The sequence below is a fragment of the Enterobacter cloacae complex sp. 342H5 genome, from assembly GCF_050030905.1.
Lineage (GTDB): Bacteria > Pseudomonadota > Gammaproteobacteria > Enterobacterales > Enterobacteriaceae > Enterobacter > Enterobacter intestinihominis.
This window is the reverse complement of record NZ_JBLGVB010000001.1, coordinates 2778297-2802078: the sequence shown is the minus strand read 5'-3', so window position 1 is coordinate 2802078 and position 23782 is coordinate 2778297. Positions and strand designations below refer to the sequence as shown.

The window sequence follows — 23782 nt, the reverse complement described above, 5'->3', positions numbered from 1 at the left end:
GTTTGCGGCTGAACGTTTTATCGACCCGCGCAAAGGCGGGTCGTAAAGATGATATTTGAATGCGGTCGCATCAGAAAAACGATTAATAATGGCAATCACTGTGAGTTTTTCTCACTATAGCCTCCAGGCTTCACACGCCGCCCAGGTACGCCTTTCTCACCTCCGGATCCTTTAGCAACGCCTCGCCGCTGCCGCTTAACCGAATCTGGCCGTTAACCATCACATAGCCGCGGTCGGACAATTTCAGCGCGTGGTGGGCATTCTGCTCGACCAGAAAAATCGTCATTCCGTTACGGGCCAGTTCGCGCAGCGTCTGGAAGATCTGTTTAACCACGATTGGTGCGAGGCCGAGGCTGGGTTCATCCAGCAGCAGAAGTTTAGGACGGCTCATCAGCGCCCGGGCAATAGCCAGCATCTGCTGTTCACCGCCGGAGAGCGTCATCGCCCGCTGGTTACGCCGCTCCTTGAGGCGAGGGAAGAGGTCGAACATGCTTTGCATATCTTCAGCTGCATGCTGATTGCCGACGGGGATTGTCCCCATCAGCAGGTTCTCTTCTACAGACATATCCGGGAAAATGCGTCGTCCCTCAGGTGCCTGCGCGATGCCGCCGGTGGCAACATAGTGGGTGGATTTGTGGCTGATATCCTCGCCGCAGAAGAGGATCTGCCCGTTGCGGATCCGGGGCTGACCAAAGACAGACATCAGTAATGTTGACTTCCCCGCGCCATTAGCGCCAATCAGGGCCACGGTTTCCCCTTTGTTTACCTCAAGTGAAACCTGCTTCAACGCCTGGATCACCCCGTAAAAAACGTCCACATTATGAAATTGAAGCATCGGTGCGCTCACAGATTTACCTCGCTTTCGTCAGTGCCCAGATACGCGGCAATCACTTTTTCATTGTGCTGGATCTCAGCCGGTTTACCTCTGGCAATCACATCGCCGTGATCGAGCACAATGATGTCATCTGAAATGCCCATCACCATCCCCATATCATGCTCGATCAGCAAAACCGTGATGTCGTGGTGGTCGCGCAGGAACCGGATGATCTCGCTCAGCTTGTGCGTCTCCACCGGGTTCAGACCGGCAGCAGGTTCATCGAGACAAATCATCTCCGGGCCGGTGCACATGGCGCGGGCGATTTCGAGGCGTCGTTGCTGGCCATAGGACATTTCCCCGGCCAGACGGTTCGCGCAATCTACCAGATCCACCACCTCCAGCCAGTAAAACGCCCGGTCCAGCGCCTCGTTCTCTGCCCGACGATACGCAGGGGTGTTCAGCACCCCCGCCAGCAGATTGCGATTGACGCGCATGTGCTGTGCCACCAGCAGGTTTTCCACAACGGACATCTCGCGGAACAGGCGGATGTTCTGAAACGTGCGCGCAAGACCCGCGCGGTTCACCAGATGCGTGCCGCCAAACATCTTATAGAACAGGCGTTGACCAAGCTGCGCCGGGCTGAGCCAGTCGCCCGGCTGGAGTTTCTGGCCGAGCACCTGAATGACATTGGTAGTTTTATTTCGTGCATTGAACAGAATGTTGCCGCCGGAGGCCCGGTAGAAACCGGTCAGGCAGTTAAAGACGGTTGTTTTTCCCGCGCCGTTAGGCCCAATGAGTGCAGTAATAGAGCCGCGCTGCACCTCAAGATTGACGTCGTTTAAGGCCTTGATCCCGCCGAAGTGCATCATCAGATGTTCTACACGCAAAATCGTTGCGTTCATGGCGCCACTCCTTTACGCACGGCAAATCCGCTGCGGTTGATGCGGATCAGACCGCGAGGACGCCAGATCATCATCACCACCATCAGCATGCCAAACAGTAGCACGCGGTATTCCGCAAAGCTGCGCAGCAGTTCCGGCGTGACGGTCAGCACAAAGGCGGCCAGTACGACGCCGACGGTGGAGCCCATCCCGCCCAGGACCACAATCGCGAGGATGAGGGCCGATTCAAAAAAGGTGAAAGAGGTGGGGTTAACAAACCCCTGCCAGGTGGCAAAAAACACCCCGGCGATACCTGCCGTCGATGCGCCCAGGGTGAAGGCCGAGAGTTTGACCAGAACGTGATTCAGCCCCATGGAACGGCAGGCAATCTCATCCTCACGGAGCGCTTCCCACGCGCGTCCAATGGGCATTCGGGTCAGCCGGTGTTTAATGTACAGCACCAGCATGACTACCAGGAACAGTACCGCATAGATGAAAATAAACTTCATGTTGGGGTTATAGGTCAGGCCGAAGAACTCGTGGAAGGGGATGCCACCTTCTTTGGCGCGTCGGCCAAACTCCAGGCCAAAAAAGGTCGGAGCAGGGGCTGAAACGCCGTTAGGCCCGCCGGTGAAGGTAAGCCAGTTGTTCAGCACCAGACGGATGATCTCGCCAAACCCGAGCGTGACGATGGCGAGATAATCCCCGTGCATGCGCAGCACCGGAAAGCCGAGCAGGGCGCCCGCGCCCGCAGCCATTAGCGCCGCCAGCGGCAGCATGCTCCAGAACCCAAGCCCCAGATACTGATACCCGAGCGCCAGTCCGTAAGCGCCGATGGCATAGAAGGCGACATAACCCAGATCCAGCAACCCTGCCAGGCCAACGACAATGTTCAGCCCAAGACCGAGCAGGACGTAGATCAGTCCGAGTATAGCGACCGTCAGAACGTATTTTGTGGCCACAAACGGGAAGCAGATCGCCAGCGTGACAATCAGCGGAATGATCCAGCGCATGCGGCTTTTATACGCCGGTGGCCGGACATACACCCCCGCATTGTCAGATTCAAACCGCGCCTGTAAACGTCTTCCGGCCGCCGTAGCTGAAAAGGCGCTCAGCAAAAAGCGTCCCACCATCACCGTGCCTACAATCCACGCCAGCCGCTGGCCGTCAAAGGTAAAGCTGTAACCATCCAGTATGACGCCCGCAATCGGGCCGAAAATAATCAGGGCGATCATTCCGGAAAAAATCGCGTCCAGAATGCAGCGCTTCAGGGAAAAGCCGTCAGAGGTCATCGCGTTGTTCCTTACACTTTAGCCACGACAGGGCGGCCCAGCAGCCCCTGAGGACGGAAGATCAGGATTAATACCAGCAATCCAAACGAGAACACGTCTTTATAATCCGAGTTCACCATCCCGGAGAATTGCGCTTCTGCGACGCCCAGAATCAGCCCGCCAAGCATCGCACCGGGCAGAGAGCCGATGCCGCCCAGCACCGCCGCCGTAAAGGCCTTGATGCCGATAACGAACCCGACGTAAAAATCAAAGGTGCCGTAATTCATGGTGATCAGCACGCCCGCCAGCCCGGCCATGGCTGCGCCGATAACAAACACCAACGAAATAATTCTGTCGGTGTTGATACCCAAAATGGAGGCCATCTTACGATCCTGCTGCACCGCACGGCACATGCGCCCTAAGCGGGTACGGTTGATAATCCAGGTCAGCACCAGCATGCCCGCGAACGAGGCGATGAGAATAAAGACTTTGGTATAGGTTATCTGGACAAACCCTTCGCCGAGGTGAAAACGCAGCACGCCATCCAGCATGGTCGGTACGCCCTGCTGCCGTGGGCCCTGGCTGAGCTGGACGTAGTTTTGCAGTATCAACGACATCCCGATGGCCGAAATCAGCGGCGCCAGACGCGTCGAATTGCGTAGCGGCTTATAGGCGATGCGCTCAATCGTCCAGCCATAAACGCCGGTGACCACGATGGTGAAAACCAGGGTTCCCAGGATCAGCAGCGGAAAGGAGTGGAGTCCAAAAAACGCCAGCAGGGCCAGGCCAATGGCCGAGAGATAGGCGGAGATCATATACACTTCGCCGTGGGCGAAATTGATCATACCGATGATGCCGTACACCATGGTGTAGCCGATGGCGATAAGACCATAGACCGAACCCAGCGTTAAGCCATTAATTAATTGTTGCAGGAAGAATGTACTCATGGTCGCGCACCTGAATAAAGGGTTACGCCGACAGTCAGACCTGCCGGCGTTGAGCAGATTCCGTCCCGTTATGGCACTTCTTTATATTTGCCTTTGTCGTCCCACTGGTAGACCACGTAGTCAGACACTTTGAGGTCACCTTTGCTGTCCCAGGCTTTTTTACCCATCACCGTGTCGACAGGGTTGGCCTTCAGCCACTCGCTGGCTTTTGCGGAATCCGTCCCTTTCGTGGCCTTGAATGCCGCTGCGATAGCCTGCACAGACGCGTAGGCGTAGAGGGTGTATCCTTCTGGTTCAAATTTACCGGCGCGGAATTTCTCGATGACGGCTTTTCCGTCCGGGATCAGGCGCGGGTCTTTACCGAAGGTCATGTAAATACCGTTGGTGTACTGCGCCCCACCGGCGGCGGTGACCATCTCTTCATTGACGATACAGTCTCCCGAGAAGAACTTCGCCTGCACGCCCTGTTCACGCATCTGGCGAACCAGCGGGCCCGCTTCCGGGTGACAGCCCCCGAAGAACACCACGTCTGGTTTTTGTGCGCCAATTTTGGTCACCAGCGCGTTAAAGTCTTTCTCCCCGCGGGACAACCCTTCGTACATCACATCCTTAACGCCGCGTTTCGCCAGCGCCGCTTTAGTGGCGTCCGCCAGCCCCTGACCGTAGGTGTCTTTATCGTGGATGATGACGACCCGTTTGGCTTTAAGCTTATCAAGAATAAAATCGCTGGCGACCTGGCCCTGCTGGTCGTCACGTCCGCACATGCGGAACATATCGCTCATGCCCCGCTCGGTAATAAGCGGGTTCGTTGAGCCGGGGTGATGGAGAGGATCCCGGCATCGCTATAGACCTCGGAGGCGGGCATGGTCGACGAGGAGCAGAAGTGGCCGACGACCGCTTTCACTTTATCCTGATCGACTAAGCGGTTGGCGACGGCAACGGCCTGTTTGGGTTCGCAGGCGTCATCGCCCTGAACCAGTTTGATTTTCTCACCGTTGATCCCGCCAGCGGCGTTAATGTCTTCCGCCGCCTGCGTAGCGCCATGCCAGTATTGATCGCCATAGGTTGCGTTCGGGCCTGTGAACGGCCCGGCCACGCCGATCACGATATCGGCCTGTGCAGAAAAGGCCGTCACCAGACAACCGGCCAGCAACAGGGAGAGGGGAGTTTTGGTAAATTTCAGCGACATTATTATGTTCCTTAGCAAAGAGGTTTTTGCACCAGGTATAAACCCGAACGCCTGATGGCATCGTAAATCCAAAAACAAGAGCGAGAACAAAATGCACTTTAGAAGCAATCTCGTGCTTAATACGGCGAGGATCCCACGCACCGCGAAGCGCGCAGAACATTAAGCAAAAAGGTTGCCAGAATGGTTAATCCCTTGACCGGGTCACAACACGTTGAGTATAGAGCGCCGTTTTATGCGCCTTTGCGGGATGAGATGAATTTACAGCGGAGATCACATCTCCTTAACAACAAAGCCCATAAGTTGTGCAACGGTCACGATTTGCACGTTTTTGCAGCAATAAAGACCTAAACTTCAGATAGGCATGCGCGGCGATATATGTCAGGATCGTTTTTTTTATCAGGAGTATCAGCAATGGCTGAAGGCCCATTAAATGAAAGCGAGATGGCGTGGCTGGAAGAGACATTAATCTCTTACGGACACGACGATGCATCCGTGATTGACGTGTCCGAACTGGACGGCATGCTTACCGCAGTACTTTCCGGTCCCGTTGTGGTGGAGCCCGACACCTGGCTGGTGGCGGTATGGGGTGGCGAGAAGTATATTCCGCGCTGGAAAAACGATCGTGAGATGAACCGTTTTATCGATCTCTGCTTTAAGCACATGAACGATATTGCCGAGCGCCTGAGCGAATACCCGGATCAGTTTGAACCGCTGTTTGGCTATAACGACGTTGACGGTCAGAGCTATACCGTAGTGGAAGAGTGGTGCTATGGCTACATGCGCGGCGTGGCGCTGACGGACTGGTCATCCCTGCCGGAAGCGCTGGAAGCGGATCTGGCGGTGATTGCCCTGCACGGAACGGAAGAGCACAGCGAGAAGCTGGAAGCGCTGACCGAAGAGGAGTATATGGCCAGCATCGAGAGCATTCAGCCTGCGGCGCTGCGTTTGTACAACTACTGGGTGGCTAATCCGCAGCAGCCGGAAGCGAAAAAGCCGATCGTGAACGGGTCGAAGGTGGGACGTAACGATCCGTGTCCGTGCGGGAGCGGGAAGAAGTTTAAGAGTTGCTGCCTGCATTAAATCATTAATTACTGTGGCCTGAATGGGGCACGGGTGTTGAGTCCCCGCTAAAATCGGCGAACCGGAGACCAGATGACAAGGGCTGGACGCCATGGATGGCGGCCAGAGGCGAATCGAGACAGGATGTCGAGTTGAGCCGACCGCAGGCAGATGGTCGGGAGGTGAGCGCAGTGCGAAGCACCGATTTTCCGCGGGGCCGCGGGGATTGATAAGGGGGCCGCGGCGGCCCCCTTATCCCGTTCACATGCTGTGAAAAAATCATATTCTGTTGATCTTAAGGTGAACGGAACAGTACCTCAGGACCTGTATAAATAAGTTATCCCACTTCCGGCAGCATCCCCGCTGCAATCAAAATCTGCACCAGAATAATCACCACCCCACAACCAAACACCACGCACAGCAGCGGCTTACCACCCTCCACGCGGTATCCTTGCTGCGGATGTTGCTGGCGGCTCTTCCACGCCAGCAGGGAAGGCAGCAGCAGGGCCAGTACCGATAACGCCACGCCAGCATATCCTAGCGCCATCACAAACCCGCGCGGATAAAAGAGCGCGAAGGCCAGCGGCGGCAGGAAGGTCATCGCCCCCGTCTGTAAGCGTCCGGCAACGGTATTGCGACGCTGGAACAGATCCGCCATATAGTCAAACAGGCCAAGCGCCACGCCGAGGAAGGAGGTTGCCAGCGCCAGGTCTGCAAACAGATGTACCGCCAGCTCCACGTGTGAAGAGGCCACCACGTTACGCAGGGCAACCAGGAATCCATTCAGACCAGAATGCTCTGCCATCAGGCCGATAAAGGTGGTGGAATCAATACTGCCCAGCGTCACCAGCTGCCAGAACAGGTAAGCAATCAACGGAATGGCGCTGCCGATCACAAAGACGCGGCGCAGCTTGCGAATATCCCCGTTCATATAGCTCACGATGCTCGGCACGCTGCCGTGAAAACCGAAAGAGGTGAAAATCACCGGGATGGCCGAAAGCGCCAGACCTTTCTCAAGCGGGAGGGAGAGCAGGTTAACCTTGTGCACATGCGGTGCCAGCAGCACCAGCATCACAACAAGGAAGAGAATTTTGGCGCTGAACAAAAAACGGTTAAACAGATCGACCAGCGACGTGCCCGCACAAACCACACCGCCACCGATCAGCGTAAAGACAATGGCGCCTGTTTCCGGTGAAAGCGACGCACCGAAGCCGTCATTGATACTTGACGCAATTAGCTCCCCGGCGCCGCTGATGTAGGCGGCGGTCAGCGCGTACATCAGGAACATCATGCTGAAACCGGTGATCCACTGCCCGTAGCGTCCAAGATAGCGTGCAGCCAGGGAGCCTAAGCCGGTATCGGCAGGGACATGTTGATAAACCTCCAGCAATAATAGCGCGGTGTAACACATCAGGGCCCAAAGACCGCCCAGCAGCACTACGGTAACCCCAAACCCGACGCCGGCGGCAGCCAACGGCATGGCCAACATTCCTGCGCCAATTGTCGTTCCGGCGACGATAAAAATACTTCCCAGAGTTCTGTTCTTCACGCTTTCCTCTACAACGCTTCCATACCGCGACTCATTCTGCGGCGCAGAGTAAGGTAAAAGCACCATCTCGTCAAATCACCGTTACATAGGGTGTAATGATTAATTTACAAAAAGAAAGGGGGAACCTGCGCCAGCGCAAAGCGTGCCGTGGAGGGAGCATTTAGTCTGCTTTTTATTTGCGAGAGGTAATGATGTCAATTCACGGACACGACGTGCTGAATATGATGATTGAGTCAGGTGAGCGCTATACGGAGCAGAGTCTGGTTGAGGCGATACATGCCCGCTTTGGCGAAGCGGCGCGTTTCCATACTTGTTCAGCTTCGGAAATGACAGCCGCGGAGCTGGTGGCGTTTCTGGCGGCGCGCGGAAAATTCATTCCGGCAGCAGACGGATTTTCCACGCACGAAAGTAAAATTTGCCGTCATTGAATAAAGCGGTGCTGAAAACTCAGCACCGCTTTTCTATTAATTCTGCGTGTCGAGCGTCGACAGCTCTTTATCAATGAAGTACAGACCTTCCCCGGATTTACCTGCCAGAGATAATTTATCCAGCACGGATTTAAACAGCTTCTCTTCTTCGTGCTGTTCAGCCACATACCACTGAAGGAAATTAAAGGTTGGATAATCCTGACTGGTCATGGCGGCATGAGCCAGTTCATTTATTTTCTGGGTGATCAGCTGTTCGTGCTCATAGGTGGCACGGAACAGTTCATCAAGAGAGCCGTACTCGGCGAAAGGCGATACCACGTTATCAATGCGCGGCAGGCTGCCGGTGTCCGTCAGGTAATCAAACAGACGCTGCATGTGCGTCATCTCTTCCTGGGCATGACGACGCAGGAAGGCGGCAGCCCCTTCAAAGCTGTGATAGCTGCACCAGGCGCTCATCTGCTGATAAAGCAGGGAAGAAAATAGCTCAAGATTCATTTGCGCATTGAGCTTGTCGATCATTTCAGTTTTTAACATGGTGCAGCTCCGGTTTATTAATTCTGGTTCACGATGAGCGACACTATAATTTGTTATTTAATTATTTGCAAAAAGTAAAATAAATATTTATTTATTAAAAATACGAATGGGAATAAAACGCATTGCCGCCATTTGTATTTATTAATGAGAATTGTTTTTGTTCTTATTAAATAAACTGCCAGCGTGACTGGCAGTCGCGGTTAATACCACGGATTCTGGCTGGAAGAGGTAACGGCATATCCCTGACATTTATACTGAATGGTCACACTTTCGTTCAGACAGAGTGAACCGCTGATCAGGGTGCAGGTTTTAATCGGCTGCCCGTAGGCTGACGCGGAGGCGTAGCCCATGCGTTGGCAGGCCTTTGTTGCCGTACCGTTATTAACATAGTCATCAGACCAGGCGTTTTGCAGCATGGTCTGGCCATAGTCGAGGCGCACAATTCCGTTTGGGGCATCCGTACTACTGACTTCTGCCTGACGGTTGATGCTGCACCCGGCGAGCAACAGGATCGTTCCGGCTATGATTACACGTTTCATGTTTCACTCTGCGTGACGGGAAATACGCCATTGTAACCAACGCGACGGGACGCAATGGCCGGAATAGCCGGAGGATCTGCCCTTTCACTCTACAACGAGCCGGGCCACCGCGCGAAATTGTGAGCGCATCTTTGTTTTTTAAAACAAGTTTTCACTTAATTTGAAAGTGCGTTTGTTTGATAGTAAGGTTAAGTTGAAAAGGTATCCACAGCGGGATCGCCCGCCATGCATTCAGGAGAGACAAGATGAAAATTGCACTGATGATGGAAAACAGCCAGGCCGCTAAGAATCCCATCATCCTTAATGAGCTGAAAGCCGTTGCTGATGAGAAAGGTTTCCCGGTCTATAACGTCGGTATGAGTGATGAGAACGATCATCATCTCACTTATATTCACCTGGGCATCATGGCGAGCATTCTGCTTAACGCAAAAGCCGTTGATTTTGTTGTCACCGGCTGCGGTACCGGGCAGGGCGCGTTAATGTCCCTGAACATCCATCCGGGTGTGATTTGCGGTTACTGCATCGATCCTGCGGATGCTTTCCTGTTCGCGCAAATCAACAACGGTAACGCGCTTTCTCTGCCGTTTGCGAAGGGCTTCGGCTGGGGGGCAGAACTGAACGTACGCTTTATCTTTGAGAAAGCGTTTACCGGACGCAATGGCGAAGGCTATCCACCAGAGCGTAAGGAGCCGCAGGTGCGTAACGCCGGTATTCTGAACCAGGTGAAAGCGGCGGTGGTAAAAGAAAACTATCTGGATACCCTGCGTGCAATCGATCCTGAGCTGGTTAAAACCGCCGTCTCAGGCCAGCGCTTCCAGCAGTGCTTCTTCGAGAACTGCCAAGACAAAGAGATCGAAGCCTTCGTGCGCGGTATTGTTGGCTGATTTCCTTTGCCGGGCGGTGCGTTGCCCGCCCGGCACAGAGCCTTACTTTTTCGATGATACCGCGCTGCCTGCATTTTTGGTCAGACGCAGCGTGTCAACCATTCCCACCAGGCAGATCAGCGCGATCGCCACAAATGCCAGCCGGAAGCTCATTCCCGGCATGCCGGCAATCCCCATCGTCTCACTGACTTTTTCCCCGATACGAATACCAATTGCCCCGAGCGTGATCCCAAGTCCCACGGCAAGCTGCGTTGCGGTTGAAAACAGCGTATTGGCATAGCTCATCTGCGCAGAGGGTACATCCGCAAAGGCCAGCGTACTGATGGCTGTAAACTGGATCGAACGAAAAACGCCACCCAGATAGAGGATCAGCATGACGAGCCACACAGGAGTCTGCGGCGTAAGAAAGGCGCAGGCCAGCAGCGCCAGGACATTCAGTGAACCGTTAATCAGCAACAGCCGCTTAAACCCCAGGCTGCGGATCAGGGGCGTCGTCGCCGGTTTAATGGTGAGATTGCCTACGAAAACGGCCAGCACCAGCAGGCCAGAATGGAACGCGTCCATGCCAAAGCCGACCTGGAACATCAGCGGTAACAGGAACGGAACCGCGCTGATGGAGGCGCGAAACAGCGATCCGCCGTACAGGGTGACGCGAAACGTCGGCACTTGCATCGCATCGAGCCTGATCATCGGCCAGGTTGCCCGCTTAAAGTGGCGAAGCGCCAGGCTCAACGCGACGACACCGACGATAAACAGCGTGGCGGTTAATTCTGTCCGCAGAGGCTCTGCGCCCATTAACTCCATCGCATAAACCAGGCTCACCATGGCAAGGGTGGTGACCACAAAACCCGGCAAGTCAAACGGTCGGCGCGTATCTTCATGCAGGTCTGGAATGATTCGCAGTGCCAGCAAAATGGCGATTATCCCCAGCGGCACATTAATAAAGAAGATCCAGCGCCAGTCGGCATAGCTTGTAATGAACCCGCCCAGCGGCGGGCCGATGATCGGCGCGACCAGCGCAGGCCACGTCAGGGTGGCGATTGCCGTGATGAGCTGATGCTTTGGCGTTGTACGTAACACGGCCAGGCGACCCACGGGCACCATCAGCGCGCCACCCATGCCCTGGAAGACGCGCATTGCGACAAACTCCTCGAGCGTGGTGGACAGGCCGCAAAATACCGAGGCCAGCGTGAAGATCGCCAGCGCGAGGGCAAATACTTTTCGCGCGCCGAAGCGGTCGGCGATCCAGCCGCTGGCGGGGATCAGCACGGCAAGGGTGATCAGGTAGGCGCTGATGCCGATATTCAGATCCACGGCCTGTACGCCGAAGCTTTTTGACATATCCGGCAATGCGGTGGCGATCACCGTCCCGTCCAGAAACTCCATAAAGAAAGCACCGGCCACCAGCAGTGCCGCAGGCGATAATCCACGGCTCTCTTTGCCGGATACGTTTTCACTCATTCTCTTCCTGCCCGCTCAAAAAATTTTATAAAAATTTACTGGAATTTATAAGTCTGTAACGTGCGGATTTATCGTGCCTTTTTTTAACAAACCGGCAGCACTGAGGGTTTGTTAACCGTGATGCAGGTCACAAAATGGTTGATTTTTGTGATGACGGTCATATTATAAGCGTATTGATAATAACACCTGCATAACACGTTACTGGAGCAACATAATGAAACTGCGCAAAATCCTGAAAAGCATGTGGGCTAACTACTGCACAACGTTTAAAGACGTCCCACCGGGTGCGATGTTCTGATAAAAAAACCTGCTTCGGCAGGTTTTTTTATGTCTGCGGACGACGAGAGGGAGATGGAAGGGCGTCTGTTTTGCTACTATGGCGGCCTTTGAATAAGGAGAACCCCATGTCACAAAACCTGAGCGCCGATCAGGAACTGGTATCTGACGTCGTCGCCTGCCAGCTGGTTATCAAACAAATCCTTGATGTGATTGACGTTATCGCGCCGGTTGAGGTACGCGAAAAGATGTCGACCCAGCTAAAAAACATCGATTTCACCAATCATCCTGCTGCGGCGGACCCGGTTACGCTCCGCGCGATCCAGAAAGCGATCGCGCTGATTGAACTGCGCTTCACGCCGCAGGGTGAGTCACATTAAAATAAACCGATGTTTTAAAATTAGAAACCGTTTTCTGATTTTACGTCGAAGGGCGACAGAGTCTGTCGCCCACAGAAGGCTCAAAAGAACGTCTGCACCAGCAGATAGCTCACCACGCAGGCACAGCTGACGCCAATCAGGCCCGGCAGAATAAAGCTGTGGTTGATGATGAATTTACCGATGCGGGTGGTGCCGGAGCGATCGAATCCAATACAGGCCAGATCGCTCGGATAGGTGGGCAGCACAAAGTAGCCGTAGGAGGCCGGGAAGAAGGCCACCAGCATTTTCGGATCGATGCCTAACATCAACCCCATCGGGGCGACTGCGGTTAAGGCCGCGGCCTGGCTGTTGACCAGTTTCGACACCAGAAACAACACGATGGCATACGTCCAGGGATGACTCTTCACTACCCCCTCCAGTGCCATTTTCAGTTCGTCGAGATGCGCCTGGAAAAAGGTATCGCTCATCCATGCCACGCCAAACACCGAGAAGATGGCGACCATCCCCGCCTTAAATACCGCTCCGTTTGAAATGGCCGACGCATTAACCTTACAGGTCATCAGCATGATGGCCCCGGCAATAAGCATCATCATTTGAATGACAAGGTTCATCGACAGGGCCGTCATTTTGCCTTTGATCTCAAACGCCGGACGCAACTCGGGCAACGCACCCAGCAGGACCACAACGGCAATCCCGGCGAAGAAGATCCACGTTGACCAGTAGGCCTGTTTAGGGAAACGCTGATCCATCAACGTCTCCGTTCCCCCATAGATAAACTCCCGCTGTTTCGGATCTTTCAGCTTTTCCTGAAATTCAGGATCGTCTGCGAGGTTTTTCCCCCGGCGCAGGCTCCACAGTGCCGCAATGGCGACGCCTGACAGTGAGGCCGGTACGGAAACGGCGAGTATTTCGAGGATCCCCCACGCGTGGCCGATACCGTGCTGCGCACCCAGTATTGAGACCAGCGAAACGACGGCCACGGAAACGGGGGAGGCGGTGATCGCCATCTGTGAGGCCACCGAGGCTACCGCCATCGGCCGTTCCGGGCGAATGCCTTTTTTCAGGGCGATATCCGCGATAATGGGAAACATAGTGTAGACGACGTGGCCGGTCCCGCAGAGAAAGGTCAACATCCAGGTGGTAAACGGCGCGAGAAGGGTGATGTGCTGGGGATGTTTACGCAGCAGGCGCTCTGCGAATTGCATCATCACGTTCAGGCCACCGGCGGTCTGTAGTGTGGCCGCGCAGCCGATGACGGCGAGGATCGTGAGCATCACGTCAACCGGCGGTTTACCGGGTTGCAGACCAAAGACAAAACTCAAAATAAACAGGCCGATGCCGCTTATCAGCCCCAGGCCCATCCCGCCGAAGCGGGTACCTACCAGCAGGCAGAGGATAATGACAATAAACTCAATGGTGATCATGATGCTCCCTCGTTAATGAATGTAATTAAACAAATCATTACACGATGTGTGGTTATTCATTGGGAGCAAGATCTGATTTGTTAAATGTCAGCAAAAGCAGGGAGTTGGCACCCACTCCCTGACGGGAGCGGGTGAAGGGACTTAGTGGTGTTGCACGGTAGCTATGTCGAGAAGATGGCGGTCCGTCTGCTCCAGACAGATCCCCGCGCGTTTCGCGTTGCGAATTTCGTCTGCGAGCGTTTTCAGCAGCATGCCATCCTGCTGCTGCTCTCTGTCCATATCACGTAAAAACTTGAGGGTAATGTTGTCCTGTTGCGCTTTGGCTTCATCGGCCAGCTTGTTCAGCTTCGTACAGCGTTGCTCATACTCTTCAAGCGTTTTCTGGAACAGTTCCTCCAGAGAGGAGTAATTATCTTCAATCGTTTCAAGCTCTTTGACTGTGGGATTGGCGCCGATGGCTTTCAAAAAGTTAAAGACACGCATCATGTGCGTGACGTTACTTTGCGCCTGAGTACGAAAGAAGGTGGCAGTGCCGTTGAGGCTTTTTCTGGAACACCAGGCGCTCAAATGCAGATGCAGATTTGAAGCATAAAACTCCAGGTTCATCTGGGCATTCAGTTTTTGCATCATCGTTTGGGTAGTCATACTCATATCCTTATTGACTGTGGGACTTGATGTCCGCTACTAAACCTGACCCGGCAGGTACTGACGATTGAATAACAGAAAAAGATTTCTGCAAGGTAAACAAACTCGAAAATTCACGTCCTGTGTTCGATTTAAATAAGCATACGCTTCTCTTGGAATTAAGAAAACTCTTAGTTGGGCTGTGTTTACCATACATTACAAATTTAAATATAGCGCAGAACAGAAAACAGGTGGCGAGATAAAATATTTTTTATCTATATGATTTTAATGATATTAAAATCAGTTCTTCCCATTTTTATCGTTTCAGGAAACCTTCTGTGGCGGGAAATTCTGTGAAAGTGTTAAATCAGAAATAATAACTGCAAATATATCCTGCTGTAGCAAATTTGAGCTAAATCAATTTTCCCGCAATATACGGTTCTGTGATCGCGTCGTAAGATTGTTATCTAACAAATCTGGAAAATGAAACGATGTTTTATATCTTTTCACTTGTAGGGGTTTATGATGACAAAAGTTGCGGTGCTGCTGGCACCTGGTTTTGAAGAAGCAGAAGCGATTATCACAGTTGATATCCTGCGTCGCTTGCAGATTGAGGTGGAAACGCTGGCCTGCGCGGAGTCCCGTGCGGTAGTGAGTTACCACAATATCCCCATGGTGGCTGACAGTACATTAACGGAACGTATTAATACGCTGTATGACGCGGTCGTGTTACCCGGTGGGCCGCAGGGGAGTATCAATCTTGCGGCTAACCAGGAGGTGATCCGCTTTGTTTCCGCGCATGACGAGCACGGCAAACTCATCTGCCCGATCTGCTCTGCGGCTGCGCGGGTGCTGGGCGCAAACGGGCTACTGAAGGGGCGGCGCTACGTCTGTTCCGGCGATCTTTGGCAGACCGTTGATGATGGAGTATATGTGGATGCGCCGGTGGTGGAGGATAACAACCTCATCAGCGGCAAGGGGCTGGGGCACGCTTTTGACTTTGCGCTGACGCTCTCTGCGCGTCTGTTGGGCGACGATGCCCCCGTGCGCGATCATGCTGAACACATCTATTACCGCTGGTAAATTTTCTGCCGGACGCTAAGGCGTCCGGGTTACAGGGATTTCTTAGCTGACCTTATGGATAATCCTGCTTAACTCCTTTCCATTTGTAGGACAATTACGTCCTTTTTTATGTCATTTTTCGCTGAATTTATGTACGCAATTACTGTAATTCTGCGGTGTGATGTCGCTCTCTTATGGATGATTAATTTCCCGCTAAAACTATCACCAGCAATAACGCTTATGACGAGGTAAGCGCTAATGCCTTGTTTTAAGTCCGATTAAATAAATTGTTCGCCATTATTCCCTACAGATAAGAATGCTAAAGCTGGAGTTTACCATGCACAAATTTACTAAAGCGCTGGCGGCCATCGGCCTGGCTGCCGTTATGTCACAATCCGCTATCGCTGAAAATTTAAAGCTCGGTTTTCTGGTTAAACAGCCGGAAGAACCGTGGTTCCAGACCGAATGGAAATTTGCTGATAAAGCCGGAAAAGATTTGGGATTTGAGGTAATTAAAATCGCCGTACCTGACGGCGAGAAAACGCTTAACGCCATTGATAGCCTGGCGGCGAGCGGCGCGAAAGGTTTCGTTATCTGTACGCCGGATCCAAAGCTGGGTTCAGCGATTGCCGCGAAAGCGCGCGGTTATGACATGAAAGTGATTGCGGTGGACGATCAGTTCGTGAATGCCAAAGGCAAACCGATGGATACCGTTCCGCTGGTGATGATGGCGGCCACCAAAATCGGCGAGCGTCAGGGCCAGGAGCTCTATAAAGAGATGCAAAAACGCGGCTGGGATGTAAAAGAGACCGCCGTGATGGCGATTACCGCTGACGAGCTGGATACCGCCCGTCGTCGCACCACGGGCTCCATGGACGCGCTAAAAGCGGCTGGCTTCCCGGAAAAACAAATCTACAAAGTCCCGACCAAATCCAACGATATCCCGGGCGCCTTTGATGCGGCGAACTCTATGCTCGTCCAGCATCCGGAGGTGAAACACTGGCTGGTGGTGGGGATGAACGATAACACCGTGCTGGGCGGCGTGCGTGCAACGGAAGGCCAGGGTTTTAAAGCACCGGACATTATTGGGATCGGCATCAACGGCGTGGACGCCGTGAGCGAACTGTCTAAAGCGCAGGCGACCGGCTTCTACGGCTCTCTGCTGCCAAGCCCGGATGTCCACGGCTATAAATCCAGCGAAATGCTTTACAACTGGGTGACCAAGGGGGTTGAGCCGCCGAAATTCACCGAAGTAACCGATGTGGTGCTGATCACCCGCGATAATTTCAAAGAGGAGCTGGCGAAAAAAGGACTGGGCGGTAAGTAATACGCTGTGATTGCGCCCCTCACACGCCGTGAGGGGCCTGACGTACACACTACAGGAATCACGGAGTCGTTATGCAACAGTCTGATCCGTATCTCTCTTTCCGCGGCATCGGTAAAACATTCCCCGGCGTAAACGCGCTGACCGATATCAGCTTCGACTGCTATGCCGGTCAGGTTCATGCCCTGATGGGGGAGAACGGCGCGGGAAAATCCACGCTGCTAAAAATTCTCAGCGGCAACTACACGCCCACCACCGGCACGCTGGCCATTCGCGGCGAAGAGGTGGCCTTTGCCGATACCACGGCAGCGTTAAACGCGGGCGTCGCCATCATCTATCAGGAGCTGCATCTCATTCCTGAAATGACCGTGGCGGAGAACATCTACCTGGGCCAGCTTCCGCATAAAAGCGGCGTGGTCAACCGCTCGCTGCTCAACTATGAAGCGGGCTTGCAGCTCAGGCACCTTGGGCTGGATGTCGATCCGCAAACGCCCCTTAAGTATCTCTCCATCGGCCAGTGGCAGATGGTGGAAATTGCCAAAGCGCTGGCGCGTAACGCCAAGATCATCGCTTTTGACGAGCCAACCAGCTCGCTCTCGGCGCGTGAAATTGAAAACCTCTTTCGCGTGATCCGCGAGCTGCGCAAAGAGGGCCGCATCATTCTGTACGTCTCCCACCGTATGGAAGAGATTTTTGCCTTAAGCGATGCCATCACCGTGTTTAAGGATGGCCGCTACGTGCGCACCTTCACCGATATGCAGCAGGTCAATCATGACCAGCTGGTGCAGGCGATGGTCGGGCGCGATCTCGGGGATATTTACCACTGGAAGCCGCGCGAGTACGGCCCGGAGCGTCTGCGTCTGGATAGCGTTAAAGCCCCAGGCGTGCGCACACCTATTTCACTCTCGGTGCGCAGCGGCGAAATCGTCGGGCTGTTTGGCCTTGTGGGGGCAGGGCGCAGCGAGCTGATGAAAGGGCTGTTTGGCGGGACGCGTATTACCCAGGGCCAGGTCTTCGTCGACGGGAAAAAGGTCGATATACAGAAGCCTGCGCAGGCGATTAACGCGGGCATCATGCTCTGTCCGGAGGATCGAAAGGCCGAAGGCATTATTCCAGTGCACTCGGTGCGCGACAACATCAACATCTCTGCCCGGCGCAAGTTCATCCGCGCGGGATGTCTGATTAACGACGGGTGGGAGGCGCGCAACGCTGATCACCATATCCGTTCGCTGAACATCAAAACTCCCGGGGCTGAACAGCTGATCATGAACCTGTCCGGCGGCAACCAGCAAAAAGCCATTCTGGGGCGCTGGCTGTCGGAAGACATGAAGGTCATTTTGCTGGATGAACCAACGCGCGGTATCGACGTGGGGGCGAAACACGAAATCTATAACGTCATCTATGAGCTGGCAAAACGCGGCGTGGCGGTGCTGTTCGCCTCCAGCGATCTGCCCGAGGTGCTGGGCGTCGCTGACCGCATTGTAGTGATGCGTGAAGGCGAAATTGCCGGTGAATTGCTGCATGAACAGGCGAATGAACAACAGGCGTTGAGTCTCGCCATGCCTAAAGTTAGCCAGGCTGTCGCCTGAGTAAGGAGTCAATGATGTCCTCTGTTACTACATCCGGAGCGCCGAAGTCGGCTTTCAGTTTTGGCCGCATCTGGGACCAGTACGGCATGTTGGTGGTTTTTGCCGCCCTGTTCGTTGCGTGCGCGATTTTTGTGCCAAACTTCGCGACCTTCATCAACATGAAGGGGCTGGGGCTGGCCATCTCCATGTCCGGCATGGTGGCCTGCGGAATGCTATTCTGCCTGGCCTCCGGCGATTTTGACCTGTCGGTCGCCTCGGTGATTGCCTGTGCCGGGGTCACCACTGCCGTGGTGATCAATATGACCGAAAGCCTGTGGATCGGCGTGCTGGCGGGGCTGATGCTCGGCGTGCTGAGCGGTCTGGTGAACGGCTTTGTGATTGCGCGCCTGAAGATTAACGCCCTGATCACGACGCTTGCGACCATGCAAATCGTGCGCGGTCTGGCCTATATCATCTCCGACGGTAAGGCGGTGGGGATTGAAGACGAGCGCTTCTTTACGCTGGGCTATGCCAACTGGCTGGGCTTGCCTGCGCCTATCTGGCTGACGGTAGCCTGTCTGATCCTGTTTGGTTTCCTGCTTAACCGCACCACCTTTGGACGTAACACCCTGGCGATTGGCGGGAACGAGGAAGCGGCGCGTCTGGCGGGTGTCCCGGTCGTACGGACCAAGATCATTATCTTTGTGCTTTCCGGGCTGGTGTCGGCAGCGGCGGGGATTATTCTGGCGTCGCGTATGACCAGCGGCCAGCCAATGACCTCTATCGGTTATGAGCTGATTGTCATTTCAGCCTGCGTATTGGGGGGCGTATCCCTCAAGGGCGGCATCGGAAAAATCTCATATGTGGTGGCGGGGATCCTGATTCTGGGGACCGTGGAGAACGCCATGAACCTGCTTAATATTTCTCCGTTCTCTCAGTACGTCGTACGCGGCCTAATCCTGCTGGCAGCAGTGATCTTCGACCGTTACAAGCAAAAAGCTAAGCGTACCGTCTGATTTATTTTTAGCCACTTATCTGCTTAACTATTAACCATAGTTGACCCACTGACCGGCCCGCCAGTTATGCTGACGGGCCGGTTGCTAAATGGCGAGCGCCGTCACACTGTCTATACTTACATGGCTGTTTTGTTCACTGTAAGGAGGATTAGGGTGGCTGACTTGTTAACCGCACCGCCTGTACTGCCCGGAAAATTTGCTTTCTTTTTTGACCTCGACGGGACGCTCGCCGGGATTGAACCGCATCCTGACGACGTTGTTGTACCGGATCTGGTGTTAGAGAATTTGCAGCAACTCTCCCGACAGAACGAGGGGGCACTGGCATTGATTTCAGGGCGCTCAATGGCCGAGCTGGATGTGCTCGCCAGTCCTTATCACTTTCCGCTGGCCGGTGTGCACGGAGCGGAGCGCCGCGATATCCATGATCAACTGCATATAGTTTCACTCCCCGATACGCTGGTTCAGGCGCTGCATGCGCAACTCTCTTCTGCTCTGGAACTGCTTCCCGGTACGGAACTGGAAGCCAAAGGCATGGCCTTTGCGCTGCACTACCGTCAGGCGCCTCACCATGAGGCGGCGATCTTTTCGGTAGCAAGAAGCGTGGCGGAAGCCCATCCGGAGCTGGCGTTACAGCCCGGTAAATGTGTGGTCGAGATTAAACCAGCAGGAATTAATAAAGGCGCTGCCATTGCAGCGTTTATGGCGGAAGCGCCGTTTAAAGGGCGTACGCCAGTATTTTTTGGGGATGACCTGACCGATGAGGCCGGGTTCAGCGTGGTAAACCGGGCCAGTGGCATGTCTGTCAAGGTAGGGCCGGGTGAAACCGTTGCCGGATGGCGGCTGGAAAACGTCGCCAGCGTCTGGCAGTGGATATCTGATGTCGCTAACCAGCAACAACAACAAATAGCGCAAAACAACGGGAGAAATCATTATGGGTCGCTTAGTCGTCGTCTCTAATCGCATCGCACCGCCGGATGATAAAAAAGCCAGTGCCGGTGGCCTGGCGGTCGGGGTATTAGGTGCCCTCAAAGCCGCGGGTGGTCTCTGGTTTGGCTGGAGCGGGGAAATCAGTAATGATGAGAAACCGCTTAAAAAGGTGTCACGGGGCAATATCACGTGGGCTTCCTTCGCACTCAGTGAGAAGGACTATGATGAATATTATTCCGAGTTCTCAAACGCCGTGCTGTGGCCAGCGTTTCACTATCGTCTGGACCTGGTGAAATTCCAGCGTGAATCCTATGAAGGCTATATGCGCGTTAATGCGCTGCTGGCAGATAAACTGCTGCCGCTGATCGAAGAAGACGATATTTTATGGATCCACGACTACCATCTGCTGCCTTTCGCCAGAGAGCTGCGAAAACGTGGTGTGAATAACCGAATCGGTTTTTTCCTGCACATTCCTTTCCCGACGCCGGAGATTTTCACGGCACTGCCGCAGCATGAAGAGATCCTTGAGGCGCTGTCCGATTACGACCTGCTCGGTTTCCAGACGGAAAACGACAGGCTGGCCTTCCTCGACAGCGTGTCCGGTAAAACCCGACTGGTTACTCACGGCGGCAAATCTCACACCGCGTGGGGACGTCATTTCCATACCGAGGTCTACCCGATTGGTATTGAGCCAGACGAAATTGCCGAGCAGGCCTCCGGTCCATTGCCTCCGAAGCTTGCCCAGCTTAAGGATGAACTCAAGCACGTTAAGAATATCTTTTCGGTTGAACGACTTGATTATTCCAAAGGGTTGCCGGAGCGATTCCTCGCGTACGAAACCCTGCTGGAAAAATTCCCGCAGCATCACGGCAAGATTCGTTATACCCAGATAGCGCCGACCTCACGCGGTGAGGTTCAGGCCTATCAGGATATCCGTCACCAGCTTGAGACCGAAGCAGGGCGCATCAACGGGCGCTACGGGCAGCTTGGCTGGACACCACTTTTCTATTTGAATCAGCACTTTGAGCGCAAAATTCTGATGAAAGTGTTCCGCTATGCGGACGTCGGGCTGGTCACGCCCCTGCGCGACGGGATGAATCTGGTGGCAAAAGAGTATGTTGCAGCACAAGATCCTGCTGACCCGGGTGTGCTGGTGCTGTCTCAATTTGCCGGTGCGGCAAACGAGTTAACCTCAGCGCTGATTGTAAACCCTTACGATCGCGATGACGTGGCAAATGCCCTGAACCGTGCGTTAACTATGCCGCTTGCGGAACGTATTTCACGCCATTCGGAAATGATGGAGACCATCATGAAGAATGATATTAACCGCTGGCAGGCGCGTTTTATTGACGATTTGCGCGCGATCCAGCCGCAAAGTCAGGAAGGTGATCTGCAAAAAAAGATCGCGACCTTCCCTAAACTCGCCTGATTTTCTCCGGGGGCATTAATTGCCCCCAAGAGGCACCAGCAGGACATCAACCTGGCTTGACGAAACGATAGATTTTGCCGAGCATGCCGCACGAGAAAAAAAACTCTGGTTATGATTTCCGCAAATAACCAGGTCAATATTCTCTTTCTGACAGATGTCGAGTATATGCGCGCTTAATTCACCGGTCGCGATAACGGTCTGATGAATCGGATAGTCTGCCCTCTCCACCAACTCTTGCAGGAATTGGTGCGTTTCCTCCTGCAATACCTCACGTATATCTTCCAGCATCGGCGCAGCCAGCTGATTATACATTTCGGGTTCCGCGGCCAGCGTGATCAGGCTGATGCGGGCATTGGCGGGGCGGGCGATGGATACGGCTCGGGCGACAAGCTGGTGGCTTTCGGGAGAAACAGCAACTGAAACAAGCAGATGGGAGTAACTCATCACGCACTCCTTTGATGTCAGAATGACAAGTTTCCCCAGCTTTACCGCGAAAATGTCATTACTGCAAGAGGTGAATGCGTCATTAGTGTGAAGCTTATCATAATTATTCATTAATTATTCTTATAAGAAGAATAACTGAAAAGATGGCCTAAATGAAAAAAATTAACAGCTTAACGTAAATTACACATTTTCCCTTCCGGGTGGTTAACACGCCTTAACTCATCATCAACCCGGCGTAGATCGTTACGCAACGAAACTGATTTTTGTGTTGCCAGCGTTAACCCCCTGTTTTTACTTTATTAATTAATGGTAGTTTCAACGTGAAGTTTTCCCCATAGCAGATCAATGCGGATTTGCCCTGTCTTTACATTTCCCAGACCCAATTCCCCCGTCCGGATGCATGAGTATTCGTTTCTGAAGAATATAAACAAGCTTGGGTTGGATAAAAAACACCCAAATTACAAGTCACGCTGATGGATTTATGGGTTACATTCGCGTAAATTATGTGACACAGATCACATTTATTTTAAATTCCAGGGGGGGCTGCATTGTATGTGTCAAAACTGACGAGTAGAGTTTGCGTCGAATTAGGAAAAATCTTAGTTATTTGTAAGAAAAGATAAAATGTGTAACCGACATTTTGGCCATGTTAACCGGTCACGCGCTTTACGACGTACAAACCTAAATTCAACTATGCATTTGGCCTTTTCTTTTTATACCGGGTGATTTCCCGGCGACATCACGGGGTGCGGTCTTTCCGCATAAAAATAATAGTTGGTTATTCGGGATGGGAAAAATGCATACATCCGAGTTGCTAAAACATATTTACGACATCAATTTGTCGTATTTATTGCTCGCGCAGCGTTTGATTAGTCAGGACAAACCGTCAGCGATGTTTCGTCTGGGTGTTAACGAAGAGATGGCAACCATGCTGGGGGGATTAACACTTCCGCAGATGGTCAAGCTGGCTGAAACCAATCAGCTTGTCTGCCAGTTCCGTTTCGATAACCCGCAGACCATTACGCGTCTGACTCAGGAATCCCGCGTGGACGATCTGCAACAGATCCACACCGGTATTCTTCTCTCCACCCGCCTGCTCAACGAAATCAGCCAGCCTGACGACGTAGCCCGGAAGAAAAGGGCTTAACAATGAGCGAAAAAAGCATTGTTCAGGAAGCCCGTGATATCCAGCTGGCAATGGAACTCATCACGCTGGGTGCGCGTTTACAAATGCTGGAAAGCGAGACGCAACTGAGCCGTGGTCGTTTGATCAAGCTGTACAAAGAATTGCGTGGTAGCCCACCGCCAAAAGGCATGCTGCCGTTTTCGACTGACTGGTTCATGACCTGGGAGCAGAACATCCATGCTTCCATGTTCTGTAACGCCTGGCAGTACCTGCTTAAAACGGGCTTATGCAGCGGCGTGGATGCCGTGATTAAAGCCTACAAACTTTACCTTGAGCAATGCCCGCAGCAGGAACAGGGACCCCTGCTGGCGCTGACCCGCGCATGGACGCTGGTGCGTTTTGTTGAAAGCGGAATGCTTGAATTGTCGCGCTGCAACTGCTGTGACGGCAATTTTATTACCCACGCGCACCAGCCTGCGGGCAGCTTCGCCTGTAGTTTATGCCAGCCTCCATCCCGAGCCGTAAAAAGACGTAAACTTTCCCGGGATGCTGCCGATATTATTCCACAACTGCTGGATGAACAGATCGAACACGCTGTTTAACCCGAACCTGTGGGCAAGATT

Annotated in this window: 24 protein-coding genes and 1 pseudogene; 13 read left to right on the top strand and 12 right to left on the bottom strand. The window is 53.5% G+C overall.

From position 1 onward, the window contains the following. Window positions 1-130: 130 nt before the first annotated feature. The 5 genes and pseudogenes from ACQG03_RS13405 to ACQG03_RS13385 all read right to left on the bottom strand — a co-directional run bounded on the left by ACQG03_RS13405 (window position 131) and on the right by ACQG03_RS13385 (window position 5105). Window positions 131-847 carry an ABC transporter ATP-binding protein gene (locus ACQG03_RS13405; protein ID WP_032622411.1) on the bottom strand — a complete coding sequence of 239 codons (717 nt, stop codon included), beginning with the start codon at window positions 845-847 and terminating at the stop codon, window positions 131-133. Further along, on the bottom strand, window positions 844-1719 hold the full coding sequence (locus ACQG03_RS13400) for an ATP-binding cassette domain-containing protein (protein WP_023306508.1): 876 nt from the start codon (window positions 1717-1719) through the stop codon (window positions 844-846). The genes ACQG03_RS13405 and ACQG03_RS13400 overlap by 4 nt, the downstream gene beginning before the upstream one ends. Further along, entirely contained in the window at window positions 1716-2990 is a 1275-nt protein-coding gene (livM, locus tag ACQG03_RS13395; protein ID WP_063162930.1) for a high-affinity branched-chain amino acid ABC transporter permease LivM, read from the bottom strand. The genes ACQG03_RS13400 and livM overlap by 4 nt, the downstream gene beginning before the upstream one ends. 11 nt (window positions 2991-3001) lie before the next feature. Next, entirely contained in the window at window positions 3002-3916 is a 915-nt protein-coding gene (locus tag ACQG03_RS13390) for an ABC transporter permease subunit (RefSeq protein WP_003859667.1), read from the bottom strand. A 68-nt stretch (window positions 3917-3984) separates the two neighbouring features. After that, window positions 3985-5105 (bottom strand): annotated as a pseudogene (locus ACQG03_RS13385) (branched-chain amino acid ABC transporter substrate-binding protein). 411 nt (window positions 5106-5516) lie between these two features. Between ACQG03_RS13385 and ACQG03_RS13380 the strand changes: the two are divergent. Further along, a complete protein-coding gene (locus ACQG03_RS13380) occupies window positions 5517-6185 on the top strand; it encodes a YecA family protein (protein ID WP_038416285.1) in 669 nt (222 codons plus the stop codon). A 316-nt stretch (window positions 6186-6501) separates the two neighbouring features. On the opposite strand, the gene tyrP is transcribed toward ACQG03_RS13380, so the two are convergent. Continuing rightward, a complete protein-coding gene (gene tyrP, locus ACQG03_RS13375) occupies window positions 6502-7713 on the bottom strand; it encodes a tyrosine transporter TyrP (protein ID WP_063163110.1) in 1212 nt (403 codons plus the stop codon). 188 nt (window positions 7714-7901) lie between these two features. Here tyrP and ACQG03_RS13370 point away from each other — a divergent pair, with 188 nt between their 5' ends. Continuing rightward, window positions 7902-8141, top strand: coding sequence for a YecH family metal-binding protein (locus tag ACQG03_RS13370; protein WP_038416284.1), 240 nt, complete (start codon window positions 7902-7904; stop codon window positions 8139-8141). A gap of 36 nt (window positions 8142-8177) precedes the next feature. Here ACQG03_RS13370 and ftnA read toward each other — a convergent pair whose 3' ends face one another. Both ftnA and yecR read right to left on the bottom strand, forming a co-directional pair. After that, entirely contained in the window at window positions 8178-8675 is a 498-nt protein-coding gene (gene ftnA, locus ACQG03_RS13365) for a non-heme ferritin (RefSeq protein WP_022648525.1), read from the bottom strand. 200 nt (window positions 8676-8875) lie between these two features. After that, on the bottom strand, window positions 8876-9214 hold the full coding sequence (gene yecR / locus ACQG03_RS13360; RefSeq protein WP_022648524.1) for a YecR family lipoprotein: 339 nt from the start codon (window positions 9212-9214) through the stop codon (window positions 8876-8878). Window positions 9215-9459: 245 nt separating this feature from the next. On the opposite strand from yecR, the gene ACQG03_RS13355 reads away from it, so the two are divergent. Beyond that, the gene (locus tag ACQG03_RS13355; protein WP_003859680.1) at window positions 9460-10098 is read left to right on the top strand and encodes an RpiB/LacA/LacB family sugar-phosphate isomerase; all 639 of its coding nucleotides are present in this window, start codon (window positions 9460-9462) and stop codon (window positions 10096-10098) included. Between the two features lie 42 nt (window positions 10099-10140). Here ACQG03_RS13355 and ACQG03_RS13350 read toward each other — a convergent pair whose 3' ends face one another. Further along, the gene (locus tag ACQG03_RS13350; protein ID WP_063162931.1) at window positions 10141-11559 is read right to left on the bottom strand and encodes an MFS transporter; all 1419 of its coding nucleotides are present in this window, start codon (window positions 11557-11559) and stop codon (window positions 10141-10143) included. A gap of 214 nt (window positions 11560-11773) precedes the next feature. Between ACQG03_RS13350 and azuC the strand changes: the two genes are divergently transcribed. Together azuC and ACQG03_RS13340 are read left to right on the top strand one after the other, a co-directional pair. Next, window positions 11774-11857: a stress response protein AzuC gene (gene azuC, locus ACQG03_RS13345; RefSeq protein WP_003859682.1), complete on the top strand. Its 84-nt coding sequence runs from the start codon at window positions 11774-11776 to the stop codon at window positions 11855-11857. Window positions 11858-11963: 106 nt separating this feature from the next. Continuing rightward, window positions 11964-12215, top strand: coding sequence for a DUF2766 family protein (locus ACQG03_RS13340; RefSeq protein ID WP_003859683.1), 252 nt, complete (start codon window positions 11964-11966; stop codon window positions 12213-12215). An 80-nt stretch (window positions 12216-12295) separates the two neighbouring features. On the opposite strand, the gene ACQG03_RS13335 is transcribed toward ACQG03_RS13340, so the two are convergent. Both ACQG03_RS13335 and ACQG03_RS13330 read right to left on the bottom strand, forming a co-directional pair. Continuing rightward, window positions 12296-13639 (bottom strand): anaerobic C4-dicarboxylate transporter, encoded by a 1344-nt coding sequence (locus ACQG03_RS13335; protein ID WP_022648521.1) that lies wholly within the window; start codon window positions 13637-13639, stop codon window positions 12296-12298. 141 nt (window positions 13640-13780) lie between these two features. After that, entirely contained in the window at window positions 13781-14284 is a 504-nt protein-coding gene (locus ACQG03_RS13330) for a non-heme ferritin-like protein (protein WP_063151903.1), read from the bottom strand. Between the two features lie 504 nt (window positions 14285-14788). Here ACQG03_RS13330 and ACQG03_RS13325 point away from each other — a divergent pair. The 6 genes from ACQG03_RS13325 to otsA all read left to right on the top strand — a co-directional run bounded on the left by ACQG03_RS13325 (window position 14789) and on the right by otsA (window position 21589). Then, window positions 14789-15346 carry a DJ-1/PfpI family protein gene (locus tag ACQG03_RS13325; RefSeq protein WP_045308667.1) on the top strand — a complete coding sequence of 186 codons (558 nt, stop codon included), beginning with the start codon at window positions 14789-14791 and terminating at the stop codon, window positions 15344-15346. A gap of 316 nt (window positions 15347-15662) precedes the next feature. Next, on the top strand, window positions 15663-16652 hold the full coding sequence (gene araF / locus ACQG03_RS13320) for an arabinose ABC transporter substrate-binding protein AraF (RefSeq protein ID WP_023300466.1): 990 nt from the start codon (window positions 15663-15665) through the stop codon (window positions 16650-16652). Between the two features lie 71 nt (window positions 16653-16723). Continuing rightward, window positions 16724-18238, top strand: a complete 1515-nt coding sequence (gene araG / locus ACQG03_RS13315) for an L-arabinose ABC transporter ATP-binding protein AraG (protein WP_023300465.1) — start codon at window positions 16724-16726, stop codon at window positions 18236-18238. Window positions 18239-18252: 14 nt separating this feature from the next. Next, complete coding sequence (gene araH / locus ACQG03_RS13310) at window positions 18253-19233, top strand: arabinose ABC transporter permease AraH (RefSeq protein ID WP_022648516.1); 981 nt, start codon at window positions 18253-18255, stop codon at window positions 19231-19233. A 153-nt stretch (window positions 19234-19386) separates the two neighbouring features. Beyond that, entirely contained in the window at window positions 19387-20190 is an 804-nt protein-coding gene (gene otsB, locus ACQG03_RS13305) for a trehalose-phosphatase (RefSeq protein WP_032676180.1), read from the top strand. Further along, window positions 20165-21589 carry an alpha,alpha-trehalose-phosphate synthase gene (otsA, locus tag ACQG03_RS13300; RefSeq protein ID WP_058677595.1) on the top strand — a complete coding sequence of 475 codons (1425 nt, stop codon included), beginning with the start codon at window positions 20165-20167 and terminating at the stop codon, window positions 21587-21589. Before otsB ends, otsA begins: the two co-directional genes overlap by 26 nt. A gap of 15 nt (window positions 21590-21604) precedes the next feature. On the opposite strand, the gene uspC is transcribed toward otsA, so the two are convergent. Beyond that, window positions 21605-22033, bottom strand: coding sequence for a universal stress protein UspC (uspC, locus tag ACQG03_RS13295; protein WP_022648513.1), 429 nt, complete (start codon window positions 22031-22033; stop codon window positions 21605-21607). Window positions 22034-22829: 796 nt separating this feature from the next. Between uspC and flhD the strand changes: the two genes are divergently transcribed. Together flhD and flhC are read left to right on the top strand one after the other, a co-directional pair. Then, entirely contained in the window at window positions 22830-23180 is a 351-nt protein-coding gene (flhD, locus tag ACQG03_RS13290) for a flagellar transcriptional regulator FlhD (protein ID WP_003859693.1), read from the top strand. Between the two features lie 2 nt (window positions 23181-23182). Next, window positions 23183-23761 (top strand): flagellar transcriptional regulator FlhC, encoded by a 579-nt coding sequence (gene flhC / locus ACQG03_RS13285; protein ID WP_022648512.1) that lies wholly within the window; start codon window positions 23183-23185, stop codon window positions 23759-23761. Window positions 23762-23782 lie beyond the last annotated feature (21 nt).